This is a genomic window from Streptomyces sp. NBC_01017, assembly GCF_045162795.1.
Lineage (GTDB): Bacteria > Actinomycetota > Actinomycetes > Streptomycetales > Streptomycetaceae > Streptomyces > Streptomyces machairae.
Map to the genome: position 1 here is coordinate 4,276,568 of NZ_CP108683.1, position 12,619 is coordinate 4,289,186.

At 70.2% G+C, this 12,619-nt stretch carries 14 protein-coding genes; 3 read left to right on the forward strand and 11 right to left on the reverse strand.

The genetic code is table 11. The features are described 5' to 3' along the window. Positions 1-112: 112 nt before the first annotated feature. Together OG331_RS19245 and OG331_RS19250 are read right to left on the reverse strand one after the other, a co-directional pair. Positions 113-1,438, reverse strand: a complete 1,326-nt coding sequence (locus OG331_RS19245; RefSeq protein ID WP_369273146.1) for a PhoH family protein — start codon at positions 1,436-1,438, stop codon at positions 113-115. A gap of 304 nt (positions 1,439-1,742) precedes the next feature. Further along, entirely contained in the window at positions 1,743-2,516 is a 774-nt protein-coding gene (locus OG331_RS19250; protein WP_328879582.1) for an isoprenyl transferase, read from the reverse strand. 894 nt (positions 2,517-3,410) lie between these two features. On the opposite strand from OG331_RS19250, the gene OG331_RS19255 reads away from it, so the two are divergent. Beyond that, positions 3,411-4,592, forward strand: a complete 1,182-nt coding sequence (locus OG331_RS19255; protein ID WP_406197803.1) for a winged helix DNA-binding domain-containing protein — start codon at positions 3,411-3,413, stop codon at positions 4,590-4,592. A gap of 17 nt (positions 4,593-4,609) precedes the next feature. Here OG331_RS19255 and OG331_RS19260 read toward each other — a convergent pair whose 3' ends face one another. Beyond that, entirely contained in the window at positions 4,610-5,395 is a 786-nt protein-coding gene (locus tag OG331_RS19260; protein ID WP_406197806.1) for a methyltransferase domain-containing protein, read from the reverse strand. A gap of 51 nt (positions 5,396-5,446) precedes the next feature. Here OG331_RS19260 and OG331_RS19265 point away from each other — a divergent pair, with 51 nt between their 5' ends. Next, positions 5,447-5,944 (forward strand): DinB family protein, encoded by a 498-nt coding sequence (locus OG331_RS19265; protein ID WP_406197808.1) that lies wholly within the window; start codon positions 5,447-5,449, stop codon positions 5,942-5,944. A gap of 31 nt (positions 5,945-5,975) precedes the next feature. Here OG331_RS19265 and OG331_RS19270 read toward each other — a convergent pair whose 3' ends face one another. Beyond that, positions 5,976-6,911, reverse strand: a complete 936-nt coding sequence (locus OG331_RS19270; RefSeq protein WP_406197811.1) for an LLM class flavin-dependent oxidoreductase — start codon at positions 6,909-6,911, stop codon at positions 5,976-5,978. 30 nt (positions 6,912-6,941) lie between these two features. On the opposite strand from OG331_RS19270, the gene OG331_RS19275 reads away from it, so the two are divergent. Further along, positions 6,942-7,304, forward strand: a complete 363-nt coding sequence (locus tag OG331_RS19275; RefSeq protein ID WP_406210122.1) for a DUF192 domain-containing protein — start codon at positions 6,942-6,944, stop codon at positions 7,302-7,304. Positions 7,305-7,334: 30 nt separating this feature from the next. Here OG331_RS19275 and OG331_RS19280 read toward each other — a convergent pair whose 3' ends face one another. The 7 genes from OG331_RS19280 to OG331_RS19310 all read right to left on the reverse strand — a co-directional run bounded on the left by OG331_RS19280 (position 7,335) and on the right by OG331_RS19310 (position 12,619). After that, complete coding sequence (locus OG331_RS19280) at positions 7,335-7,964, reverse strand: OmpA family protein (RefSeq protein WP_406197814.1); 630 nt, start codon at positions 7,962-7,964, stop codon at positions 7,335-7,337. A gap of 7 nt (positions 7,965-7,971) precedes the next feature. After that, the gene (locus OG331_RS19285; RefSeq protein WP_406197817.1) at positions 7,972-8,553 is read right to left on the reverse strand and encodes a hypothetical protein; all 582 of its coding nucleotides are present in this window, start codon (positions 8,551-8,553) and stop codon (positions 7,972-7,974) included. Positions 8,554-8,569: 16 nt separating this feature from the next. Further along, positions 8,570-9,202, reverse strand: a complete 633-nt coding sequence (locus tag OG331_RS19290) for a pilus assembly protein TadG-related protein (protein WP_406197819.1) — start codon at positions 9,200-9,202, stop codon at positions 8,570-8,572. Beyond that, a complete protein-coding gene (locus tag OG331_RS19295) occupies positions 9,202-9,399 on the reverse strand; it encodes a Flp family type IVb pilin (protein WP_406197821.1) in 198 nt (65 codons plus the stop codon). The genes OG331_RS19290 and OG331_RS19295 overlap by 1 nt, the downstream gene beginning before the upstream one ends. A gap of 133 nt (positions 9,400-9,532) precedes the next feature. Next, on the reverse strand, positions 9,533-10,258 hold the full coding sequence (locus OG331_RS19300; RefSeq protein ID WP_406197823.1) for a response regulator: 726 nt from the start codon (positions 10,256-10,258) through the stop codon (positions 9,533-9,535). After that, positions 10,255-11,688 carry a sensor histidine kinase gene (locus OG331_RS19305; RefSeq protein ID WP_406210125.1) on the reverse strand — a complete coding sequence of 478 codons (1,434 nt, stop codon included), beginning with the start codon at positions 11,686-11,688 and terminating at the stop codon, positions 10,255-10,257. The genes OG331_RS19300 and OG331_RS19305 overlap by 4 nt, the downstream gene beginning before the upstream one ends. Positions 11,689-11,710: 22 nt before the next feature. Then, on the reverse strand, positions 11,711-12,619 hold the full coding sequence (locus OG331_RS19310; protein ID WP_406197825.1) for a DUF5936 domain-containing protein: 909 nt from the start codon (positions 12,617-12,619) through the stop codon (positions 11,711-11,713).

Genomic DNA, 12,619 nt, shown 5'->3' on the forward strand with positions numbered 1-12,619 from the left:
GTCCCAGGCGTTTTACGGAAAGCCGCACACGCCGAGGCGCCGCCCGGATAGGCTCACTGCCTTTCCGAACGGCGCCAACCAACGAGTAGCTACCGCAAGTTGAGCACTTGGGTCAGATCTGCCCGTCCTCCAGCATTTCGGTCACAAGGGCGGCGATCTGGGACCTCTCGGACCGCGTCAGCGTGACGTGGGCGAAGAGCGGATGCCCCTTCAGCTTCTCCACGACGGCGACCACACCGTCGTAGCGCCCGACCCTGAGATTGTCCCGCTGGGCCACGTCATGGGTCAGAACGACCCGTGAATTAGCCCCGATTCGGGACAGAACGGTCAGCAGGACATTCCTTTCCAGCGACTGCGCCTCGTCCACGATCACGAACGCGTCGTGCAGCGAGCGTCCGCGGATGTGCGTGAGAGGCAGCACCTCCAGCATGCCCCGCGCGGTGACCTCTTCGATGACCTCGCGGCTGGTGACGGCCGACAGCGTGTCGAAGACCGCCTGCGCCCAGGGGCTCATCTTCTCGGCCTCGCTGCCGGGGAGATAGCCGAGCTCCTGCCCGCCCACCGCGTACAGCGGCCGGAAGACCATCACCTTCTGGTGCTGACGGCGCTCCAGCACCGCCTCCAGACCGGCGCACAGGGCCAGCGCCGACTTGCCGGTGCCGGCCCGGCCGCCCATGGACACGATCCCGACGTCCGGGTCGAGCAGCAGGTCCAGCGCGATCCGCTGCTCGGCGCTGCGGCCCTTGATGCCGAACGCCTCCCGGTCGCCGCGCACCAGCCTGACGTTGCCCTCGGGCGTGATCCGGCCGAGCGCGTTGCCGCGCTCGGAGTGGATCGTCAGGCCGGTGTGCACGGGCATGTCGGCGGCCTCGGGCACGAAGACGTGCCCCTCCTCGAAGAGGATGTCCACCTGTTCGCCCGGCAGCGTCAGTTCGGACATTCCGGTCCAGCCGGAGGAGTCCGTGATGGCGAGTTCGGCGCGGTACTCCTCTGCGAGGAGGCCGACGGACGAGGCCTTGATCCTGAGCGGCAGGTCCTTCGACACGACGGTGACGTCGAACCCCTCGGCCTGCAGATTGCGGGCGACCGCGAGGATGCGGGAGTCGTTGTCCCCCAGGCGGTAGCCGGTCGGCAGAACGCTGGGGTCCGAGTGGTTGAGCTCGACACGGACGGTCCCGCCGAGGTCCCCGATCGGAATGGGGGCGTCGAGACGGCCATGCTTGACCCGGAACTCGTCGAGCAGGCGCAGTGCCTGCCGGGCGAAGTAGCCGAGTTCGGGATGGTGCCTCTTGGCCTCCAGTTCCGTCACCACGACGATGGGGAGCACGACCTCGTGCTCGTCGAAGCGGTTCAGGGCGTTCGGGTCGGCCAGCAGGACGCTGGTGTCGAGAACGTAGGTGCGCCGGTCGGGCTTGTGGCGCTTTGTGCTGGTCACCACGGAAGGACGTACCCCCTCGGATGAGGTCGGGGAGCGACGGAGTGGAGCTGGACCGGTCGTCGGCCGCTCTGCACGGGCCGAAAACCGGCCCCCCGCGTCTTCTTCCGTGCCGTGACCGCACGGTGGGGCTGGTGCAAAGGGCCTCCCGGGCGGACGGCCCCGTGCCGTCCGCTGAGATACGACACCCGTGGTTCGGGTGTCGACCTGCTTGCCTTATGCCCTCGAACGTGCGATGCCATGCCGACGCATATGACGGCGCGCTGGTGAACTCCTCGTTACTTCCGTCCCGCGGGGGATATGTCCCTCAGCCGCCGTAGCGCCGGTGACGGGCCGCGTAGTCGCGCAGAGCGCGCAGGAAGTCCACCTTGCGGAAGGCCGGCCAGAAGACTTCACAGAAGTAGTACTCGGAATGGGCCGTCTGCCACAGCATGAAACCGGACAACCGCTGCTCACCGCTGGTACGGATCACGAGATCGGGGTCGGGCTGGTCGCCGGTGTAGAGGTGGCTGCCGATCAGGTCGACGCTGACGGACTCGGCGAGGTTCTCCATCGAGGTGCCCTTGTCATGGGCGTCGACGATCATCGAGCGCACGGCGTCGGCGATCTCCTGGCGGCCGCCGTAGCCGATGGCGACGTTGACCAGTATCCCGTCGATGTGTGCGGTGGCCTCCTCGGCCTCCTTGAGGCTGGTCTGCATCCCGGAGGGCAGCAGGTCGGGCGTGCCCACGTGGTGCACGCGCCAGCGCCCGTCGGCGGCGAGGGTGCGGACGACGTCCTCGATGATCCCGAGGAGCGGGCCGAGCTCGTCCTGGGGCCGGTCGAAGTTGTCCGTCGACAGCAGCCAGAGGGTGACGACCTCGACGTCCGTCTCGCTGCACCAGCCGAGGAACTCCTCGATCTTCTCGGCACCGGCCCGGTGCCCGTGCACGGTGGAGGAGCCCGCCGCCTTCGCCCAGCGCCGGTTGCCGTCCATGATCACGCCGATGTGCTTGGGCACCTGAGCGTGGTCCAGGTGGCCCTCCACCCGGCGTGCGTACAGCCTGACCAGCAGGCCGCGCAGCTTGTCGCGCAGGTTCACGTGATTGTCAGCCCCTCCGTACGGATCGGACAGGCGCGCGGGCGCTGCGCGCGGCGCAGGCGAGGGCGGTTCCTGTCCGTATGGCGGTCCCCTACCGGCGAAGCGTACCCCTGCGGGGCTTGGGCCGTCCGCCTCGGGTGGGGGCGCCCGGGGGAGGTCGGCGGCTGCGGGTGAGTGGGGGCTGGTCGCGCAGTTCCCCGCGCCCCTCAGGGGGCTCGCTCCGTGCGCGAGCAATAAAACGGGCCGGTCCGTGGGGGGGAGACGGACCGGCCCGAGGGGGGGTTTCCACCATAACCCTTCGTAAGTGATGCTGCGTGCATCGGCGTGCCACAACTACTCTCCGAAGTCGCTCGGCGACGGCCCGGTAGCCGCGAGAGGGCCTCTTTGTGGCCGATTCATGGCCTGGCAGGAGCGGATTCCCAGGGGAAACGGGTGGAATGTGGCTGGATCCATAGGGTTTGCCGCATCTTGCAACTCGCCGTGCGACTTGTCCCCGCTTCCCCCACCCGGGTGACCCCGGCCGCGAACGTCGGCTTGACGGCGCACATGACTGCGGGAGCGGGGGTGCGGCTTCGACGCGACACGCGTCCAGCAGGGGCACTTACGGGGGCATGACACCGCGCAGCCCCCTCCACTGCGCGGTGCCGCCGCGCAGCTTTGCTTACGCGAATTACCTTGGTCTGAACTTACGCGAGAGGTGTGAGGAAATCGAGTCGGCCCCCATAACAATGTGGAAAAGGTGTGGGCTCCTTGGATGCGCAGGGGCCAGCACGCGTTCGCGCACGGATGCACGGTTTGCACCACACGTTCCTCACGTGTCCTCACGTGTCCTCACGTGTCCTCAGGTGCCCAAGCGGACAGTCTCTGGCCTACATCCGGCCTAACGTCGCCGTCATGACAGCGGACGCGAGCAGGACCGTCACATGGGACGAGGCGAGCGCACGGCGCACGGAGCGGCAGTTCCTGGCACGTCCCGCCGCACACGGCACGCCGGTCGCCGATGTGGTGGGGGCGATGCTGGGCGCGCATGCGCAGGTGTTGTCCGCGGCCGAGGTGTCGGTGGGGGTACGGGCTTCCGGGGTGACGCGGGCCGACGTACGGGCCGCGCTCTGGGAGGACCGCTCGCTGGTGAAGACGTTCGGTCCGCGCGGAACCGTGCATCTGCTGCCCGCCGCCGAGTTGCCGCTGTGGTGCGGCGCGCTGAGCGCGATTCCGACGGGCCCGAGCACCTTCCCGCCGGACATCGCTGTGACGGAGGAGCAGGCGGAGCAGATCGTGGCGGCGATCGGGGACGCCCTCGACGGGGTGTTCCTGACCGTGGAGGAACTGAGCGAGGAGGTCGTGGCGCGCACGGGTCCGTGGGCCGGGGACCGGGTGATGCCCGCCTTCCAGGACCTGTGGCCGCGCTGGCGGCAGGTCATGCACCGGGCCGGCCAGTCGGGCGCCCTGTGCTTCGGTCCGAACCGGGGGCGGAAGGTGACGTACACCCGGCCGCCGGGGGTCGGACCGGTACCCGGGCCCGGGCCGGCGGGCGAGGAGGCGCTGCGGGAGCTCGTACGACGGTATCTGCGCGCGTACGGCCCGGCGACGCCGCAGCACTTCGCCAAGTGGCTGGCGGCGCCCGCGGGTTGGGCGGTGGCGCTGTTCGGGGAGCTGGCGGGGGCCGGGGAGGTCGAGGAGGTGTCGTTCGAGGGGGCGGCGGCCTGGGTGGCGGCGGGTGACACGGAGTTTCCGGCGGAGAAGGCGCGTGGTGTGCGGCTGCTGCCCTACTTCGACGCGTACGCCATCGCCGCACAGCCGCGGCAGACGCTGTTCCCCGGGGAGGCGTACCAGCGGGCGCTGGCGGGCGGGCAGGCGGGGAACTTTCCGGTGCTGCTGGTGGACGGGGTGGTGGCCGGGGTCTGGCACCAGCGGCGCCGGGGCCGTCGGACGACGGTGACGGTGGAGCTGATCGGGCGGCGTCTGACGGCACGGCAGGAGCGGGAGCTGGGCGAGCAGGTGGAGCGGGTGGGGGAGGTGCTGGAGGCTAAAGCGGAGTTGGTGGTCGGGAAGGTGACCGTCGGACCGCATGCGTGAGTGTCCCGCCGGGCGGCTCAGACGCCGGGCTTGCGGGCCTCGAAGAGGTGGCGGGTGCTGTGCGCGACGAAGGGGCCCTCGGACTCGATCCGCTCGTGCAGGGCGCGCAGGTGCGGCCGGTACGCCTCGACGGTGAAGCCGGGGACCATCCACACCACCTTCCGCAGAAAGTGCACGACGGCTGCGATGTCGTGGAACTCCATGCGGAGTTCCTCGGCCCGCAGGTCGACGATCTCCAGGCCGGCGGCCTCGGCGTCGGCGCGTTCCCGGTCGGGGTGGCGGCCGCCGCGGACCTCGTCGGGCTGGGCCCCCAGGAAGTACTCGACCAGCTCGAAGACGCTGTGGGGACCGACGTGCTGGGCGAAGTACGTGCCGCCGGGCCCAAGTACGCGGGAGATCTCCGGCCAGTGGGCCCGCACCGGGTGCCGGCTCGTGACGAGGTCGAAGGCCCCGTCGGCGAACGGGAACGGGGCGTCCTCGGGCGAGGCGACGACCGCGACGCCACGGGCGGCGAGCAGGGCGGTGGCCTTGGCGACGTTCGGCGGCCAGCCCTCGGTGGCGACGGTGAGCGGTGGGGCCTTCGGGGCCCGGCCGAGGGCGAAGTCCAGCACTTCCCCGCCCCCGGTCTGGAGGTCGAGCGCGGCGGTCGCGCCGGCCAGCCGGTCGGCCAGGGAGACGGCATACCGCCAGCTGGGCCGCGCCTCGGTGGCCCGCCCCTCGAACCAGGAGAAGTCCCAGCCCTCGGTGGGTACGGCCGCGCCCTCGGCGACGAGTTCCTCGAACGACCTGCTGTCCTGTCCCATGCCGCGATGATCGCAGGGCGCTGTCAGTGGCCGCTGCTAGTTTTCGGCGCCATGACGAACTCGACGTACACGGCGGGCGAGAAGGAAACGCTCCGGGCGAGCCTCGACCACCACCGGGACGCTGTGCTGTGGAAGCTGGAGGGCCTGGACGACGAGCAGCTGCGGCGCCCCATGACCCCGTCCGGCACGAGCCTGCTGGGCCTGGTCAAACACCTCGGCTCGGTGGAGTACGGCTGGTTCGTCTCGACCTTCGGCGGCGAAGTGGAACCCCTGTGGTTCGACCCCTACAGCGCCGAGGACATGACGGCCGACCAGGGCGAGACGACACAGCAGATCGTCGAGTTCTACGGCCGTGCGCGCGCCGCCGCCGACCGCATGATCGCCGAGCGGTCGCTGACGGACCTGGGGCAGCCGGCGTGGCGGGGCGAGGCGGTGTCGCTGCGGTGGGTGCTGGTCCACATGATCGAGGAGACGGCACGGCACGTGGGCCACCTGGACATCGTGCGGGAGCTGATCGACGGGGCGACGGGGGATCACCGGCCGGCGTGAGCCTCCCTCGCACCATCGCCCGCGTCGATTCTCACGGCACCAACGGCCGCACTTCCTCCGCCGCGAACCGCACGAATCCCTCCGGGTCGGGCTCGTCCCCGGTCGGCTGCAGGACCACGGTGTCCGCACCGGCGTCCGCGAGCCGTTGGACGGCCTTCGCGACGGTGCCGGCGTCTCCGGCGACGCCGAGACCGGGGACGGCACCGTCCCCCTCGGCTTCGAGTTCGGCCTTGAGCCGGGCGGGCCCGTCGGGGCCGGTGGCGGTCAGGAGGTAGACGACGACTTGGTGCGGCTCGTCGCCGGTACGGCCCGCCGCGTCCCGCCCCTCCTCGATGAGCTGCCGCGCCTTCCTCACCCCCTCGGTCGAGGTCGAGGCGGTGAGCAGCGTCCCGTCGGCCGCCTCACCGGCGAGCCGCAGCGAGCGGGGCCCGGTGACGCCGGCGATGACGGGCACCGGATCGGCGGGCGGCCAGTCGAGGGCGACGTCGTCGAGCTTGACGTACCGTCCCTCGGTGGTGACCGTCTCCCCGCCGAGCAGGGCGCGCAGGGCGACGAGATGCTCGCGCAACAGCGTCACCGGCGACTCGGCCCGGGCCCCGACCTGCCCCATCCAGTCCTGCACACCGTGCCCGAGGGCGAGGATCGGCCGTCCGGGGAACATCCGGTGCAGCGAGGCGGCTTCCATGGCGGTGATGGCGACGTTCCGCAACGGGACGGGCAGCAGCCCGACGCCGACCTTGACCCGCTCGGTCCAGGCGAGCGCGGCCGCCGCGGTGGAGATCCCTCCCTCCCGGAAGCAGTCCTCCCAGAGCCAGAGCTCTTCGAGGCCTGCCTCGTCCGCGATGCGGGCGACGGAACGGAGTCGCTCGGGGGCGAGTTGGGGGCGGAAGATTGCGCCTAGTCCGGTCATGGGATCTTTCCTACCCGGCAGGCACACGGCGGACAACACAGTTTGGAACGGCGTCATGGCGTCATGGCGTCCAGGAGGTGGCTGGGGATGGGGCGGCGGTGGCGGGACGGCCGAGGAACGCTGGTCGTTCACGGGGAGCGGGGAGACGTCTCGGTGCCGCTGGAGGTCGCCGCGTCCTACCGGGCCCGTACGAAGGGGCTGCTGGGGCGGGACTCCATCGCCGGAGCGATGCTGCTCACGCCGGCCGGGAGCGTCCACACCTTCCGGATGCGCATGCCCGTCGACGTCGCCTATCTCGACCGACGGCTGAACGTCATCGCCGTGCACACCATGCCACCGGGGCGACTGGGCCGGCCCCGGCTTCGGTCGCGGCATGTGCTGGAGGCGGAGGCCGGGGCGATGGCCGGGTGGGGGGTACGGGCCGGGGTGCGGGTGACTGTCGAGGTGTAGGCGTGGGTGGGGTTGACTCCCCACGCCGGGTCAGTCGTCCGTGCGGGGGAAGGACACCTCCACCCGTCGGTTCTTCTTGCGGCCCGACTCCGTCGCGTTCGAGGAGATGGGGTACTGCTCGCCGTAACCGCGTACCTCGTAGGTGACGGTGGAGTCGGTCAGCTCGGATTCCAGGACGCCCTGTACGGCGTTCGCGCGCTTCCTGGACAGGACGTCGCCGTGGGCGGAGGAGCCCAGGTTGTCGGTGAAGCCGAAGACGCGGATGCGGGTGGCGTTCTGGGTTTTGATCTCCTCGGCGATTTCCGAGATACGGGCCTTCGCCTCACCGGTCAGCTTCGCGCTGTCCTTGGGGAAGAGAACCTCGGCCTGCAGCGCGAACTTCACGTCCGAGTTCGTGTCTTCCCGGCGTTCCTCGCCGGCCTGGTCCTCGACCACCTGCTTGATGTCCAGCACCTTGGCCTCGGCGAGCGTCGCCCCTTCGGGGAGCTTGAGGTCGGGGTCGTTGGCGTCCACCTCTACGGGGGCGGTGGCTGTGGCTTCGGTGCCCGGCGGGACGCTGGGGTCGTCGGCGGCGTCGGCTGTTGTGGCGCCCAGGAGGTTGGTGGCGACCATGAGGGTGGCTGCGGTGAGGGTGAGGGGGAGGCGGGGGGTGCGGGTCATTTTGGCCTCACCCGGAGATCTGGAGGGTGGCGGAGGCGAAGGTCGGCAGTTGGAAGACGACCTCGGGCGTGTCCGCGGGCGGTGCCGGGAACTGCATGAACACAGCCAGGCTTTCGCCGGACTTGAGAGTCGAGAAGCCAGTGGTGGTCAACGGGCGGCCGTCGGTGTCGCGCAGCACGTAGTACCGCTTCTTGCTCTTCGAGTCCACGAGCGTGGCGCCGCCGAGAGACCTACCGTGCCGAACGATCTCCGTCTCGTCCCCCCTCACCTGCGAGGGAACGGTGACGCTCTTGTCGCCGTCGTTCACGAGACTGCCGTTCACCGTGAGGAAGCCGCCTGAGTCCCGCTCGGCAGAGGTGATGCGGAGGAGCAGACCGTCCGAACCCTTCATCTCCGCCAAGGGCCCGTCCGTCTCTCCCTCCTGAGTACTTGGGTCCGATCCACGGTTCGTGGGAGCGGACGACGACGCTTTCGGCTTCTTTCCGTCGTCTCCCCCACCACCGCAGCCGGCCACGCCGAGGGCCAGCCCGGCCGCAACGGTCAGCGCGACCATCCCCCTATGGGCCTTCGCCGTGAACCGAATACTCATGCCTCTGCTTCCTTCGTCACTCGTCGTTCGCTTGTGAGTCGGCCAGATGGACGTCGAAGAGGTCCTCGGGGGCCGGAAGAGTGGTCGGGTCGTCCGGGTCCAGGTCCCAGTCCGTGTCGTCGTCGCACGTGAGTTGCGGCAGCGGCAGCGTGTCGTTCCCGTCACCCTCGTCACCACCCTCGCCGGGGAGATCGAACGTGCAGAGGGGCTTGATCACGGCGGTGGCCGATGCCGTCGACTTGAAGTCCTCCGTGCCGGGCACGATGGAGTCGCCCACCGACTTGTTGGTTTCGACATCCACGGTGTAGCCCAACGGCTCTGCCGGCCCGCAGCCCCGGACCTCGGCGTCGTTCTGTGCCGCCAGTTCGTATGCCCGCCAGCATCCGTCGACCAGTTCCGTGTCGCCGTCAAGGATGTCCTGCCACTTCGTCGGGTCGCCGATGACCTCCAACCAGTCCCCCGCGAGTTGGTCCCTGGTCTCCTGGGCTGCCGCCAACGCCGCAGCGTCGGCGGCGGTTTGGGCACCGTTCCGATTTGCCGCGGCCTGACCGACGGCAAGATACGCGAACGCGAGAAAGAGAAGGCCCGCCACCACCGTGATGTAGATGGGGAAGGCCTGCCCTGCGTCGCCGTACCTGGACGGCCGCATCAACCGCCGGTCACTTCGGTGATCTTGTCCGTGATCGCGTCGTAGATCGTGCTGCCGATGTCCGTCCCCGTAATGGCCAACACAATCGCCACCACCACCGCGATGATCCCCAGATACTCCACCGCCGTCTGCCCCTTGTCGTCGCGCGCGGCACGGGAGCGCAAGTACTCGACGGTGGTGTTGATCCAGTTGCTCATGGTGTTCCCCTCTGGGCACGCAAGTCCTGTGAGAAGTATCAGGAGAAAAGTAAGCGCGAACACCCCGAACACCAGAGGGTCCCAGGACCCAATTCCAGGCCTCGGCCGAAAACCGCCGTCGCAGCATCGCCGCTCATCCCCGCCCTGGGTGTGAACCCGGCGCCGTACCCAGCCACTTGGCCGCGGCCTCCCCGCGACTGCTGCTGTGGAGTTTGGCGAAGATGCGGTTGATGTGGTTCTTGACCGTCTTCTCGCTGATGAAGCAGGCGGCGGCGATCTGCTGGTTGTTCATGCCGGATGCGATGAGGTCCATGATCTCCGCCTCCCTCCTGCTCAGCCGGAACCGTGACCGATACGACGACGACTGTCCCACAGTTGGTTGCACTTGCGAAAGCGGTTCTGCGGAATTGCCTGTAGCAGTTGGGAGTTCGGCGTTTGCTTGCGCGAGTGATGCCGCTGCTGTGGGGGTGAGACGGGGCCCCGCCGACCCCCCGCCCCGCTCGATGTCCCGCACGGCCGCCACCAGTTCGTCCGTCGTGAACTCACCGTGGACCAGATAGCCGGCGGCGCCGAGACGCAGGGCTTCGCGGACCGTTTCCGACTCCCCGCTGTAGGTCAGCATCATCACCGGGGCGATATCGACCAGGTGCGGGAGGGCCGTGATGCCGTCCGTGCCGGGCATGCGGACGTCCAGGAGGATCACGTCGGGGCGGTGGCGGCGGGCCGCTTCCTGGGCCTCCTGGCCGTTCGCCGCCTCGGCCACCACCGTTATGTCCACGTGGGTGGAGAGGAGAGCCGTCAGGCCCGCTCGGACCACCGGGTTGTCGTCTGCCACCACTAGCCGGAGGGGGGTGTTCATGGGGTCGCCTTTGTCGTCGTCAGGGCCGCCAGCGGGAGTTCCAGGCGGACCTCCGTGCCGCGCGCGTGGGTGCCCTTGCCGATGTGGATGCCTGCGCCTATCGAGGCGGCTCGTTCGGCCATGCCGATCAGGCCGAAGTGGCCCGAGCGGCGGAGGTGTTCGAAGGTCGTGTCGGGGGGCAGGCCCTGACCGTCGTCCTGGACCGTCAGGCACAGCACCTCGCCCCGTGCGCCCGCCCGCACGCCCGCTCGTACGTCGACCCGGGTCGCGGCCGCGTGACGGTGGGCGTTCTCCATGGCCTCCTCGGTGATGGTGAGGAGGTGGCGGGCGACCGCCGGTGGGACCGGGAGGGCGGTGCGGGCGGCCTCGCCCAGAGTGCCGTACGTGGCTGTCATGCCCGTGCGCCTCGTGAACGCCTCGGTACGGGCGGCCAGTTCCGGCGTGATGTCCGTCGCGTGGTCCGGGTCGGACTCGCGGCGCAGGTCCGCCAGGAGTTCCCGGGACTCCGCGGCGGCTCGGCGTGCCGCGCGGGCCACCAGTTCGGCCTGCCGGCTGACGCGGGCCGGGTCCATCGACGCCGAGGCCGCGGAGAGCGCCAGCCCGTCCGCCGCCAGCGCCACACCGTGCAGTGTCTTCGCCACCGAGTCGTGCATCTCGCGGGCCAGGCGGGCCCGTTCCGCGCCGACCGCCTCGGTCACCGCCAGCCGCGCCTGGATCGTCGTCAGGGCCTGCGTGGCCGTGCCGAAGCGGAGCATGAGGTTGCGCAGCGACGAGCCGAGTGCGCCCGTGATGACGCACAGGCCCGGGAGGAGGAGCTTCTCCGTCAGGCCGCTGCCCGCCTGCGCCTCCTGGTTGATGGCGTACGCCAGCAGCAGGATCAGCGACTGCACACTCGCGAACGCCGCCGCGCCCCGGTAGCCGTAGACGATGCCGGCGAGCAGGGGCGTGCAGACGCTGACGTAGGCCAGCGTGGTGTCGGGGCCCGCGGAGATGAGGAGGAGGGCGGTGAAGAGGGTGTCCACCGCCAGGAGGGTGGGGTGGCGCAGGAGGAGCGGGCCGAAGCGTTCCCAGTCGCGGAACAGGGCGTACGAGCCCATGAACGTGACCACGACCGCCGCGCCCATCAGACGGGTTCCGAGGCCCGGCGTCGCGTTGAGCAGGGCCGCGGGTGCGGCGAGGGCGATCATGGCGAGGCGGAAGCCGAAGACCTGGCGGCACATCGCCTGGAGGGCGTTTATCTGGAGGGGAATTGCGGCTGAGGGCACGCGCTCCCCGGCCGCCCGGGACAGGCGGGGCTTCCAGCGGCGCCGCGGCAAGAGCGCAGAGCCCGCCGCCGCACCCGGCGCCCCTGGCCCCGCGCCCACGCCCGAGCTGGGGCCCGTCCCCACGCCCGTGCCCGCGCCCGTGCCCGCGCGCATCCTCACCGGCATGCCGGCCATACAGCCCTCCCCCCTACTCCCCCGTCAACGACCCGAAGTCCGTCCCGGACCCCAGCAGCAGTCCCGCCCCCAGCAGGATCATCGTGGCCGGCACCATGAACGTCGTGATCATCAGCGTGGCGCGCGGCACCGCCCTGGCCGCCTTCCGGCGGGCGTTCTGGGCGTCGGTGCGGCGCATGTCCTTGGCGAGGGCGACGAGCGTGTCGACGATCGGCGCGCCCAGTTCCTCGCCCTGCTGGAGCGCCGTCACGAACATCGCCACCTGTTCGGAGTCGTTGCGGCGACGCAGTTCCGCGAAGGCCTGGCGGCGGCTCATGCCGAGGTCCATCTGGCGCAGGGTGATGCGCAGTTCGTCCGCCCAGGGGCCCTCGTACTTGGACGCGACCCGGTCGAGTGCCTGGCGGAAGCCCAGGCCCGCGCTGACCACCACCGCCAGGACGTCCAGGAAGTCGGGCAGGGTGCGTTCGATCTCGTCCTTCCTGATCCGGATCGCCGACCAGATGCCGACCTCCGTCCAGAAAGCGCCGAACGCGAGCAGGAGCAGGGCGACCAGTACCTGGCCCCGGAGCAGGAACACCAGAAAGCCGACCGCGCCCAGGAAGCCGTACACCGCACGCCTGGCCGCATAGCGGTCGATGGTGAGGCCGCCGGGGTTGCCCGCCAGGTCGATCTTGCGGCGGTACTTGGCGACCAGCTTCGGGCCCATCAGGCGCAGTACTGCGGGGGCGTAGCGCATGCCCATGCGGTCGATGAGCGAGTCGACGGCGCCGGTGCGGGTCGCGCCGATCTCCAGGGCCAGCGCGAGATCGCTGGGCAGTTTGGCGTCCGCGCGGTACATGCGGATGCCGGCGAAGATCCCCCACACGCTGAGGGCCGTCACCAGGGCCAGCACAAGTCCCAGTTGTCCGAGTCCGATTCCCAT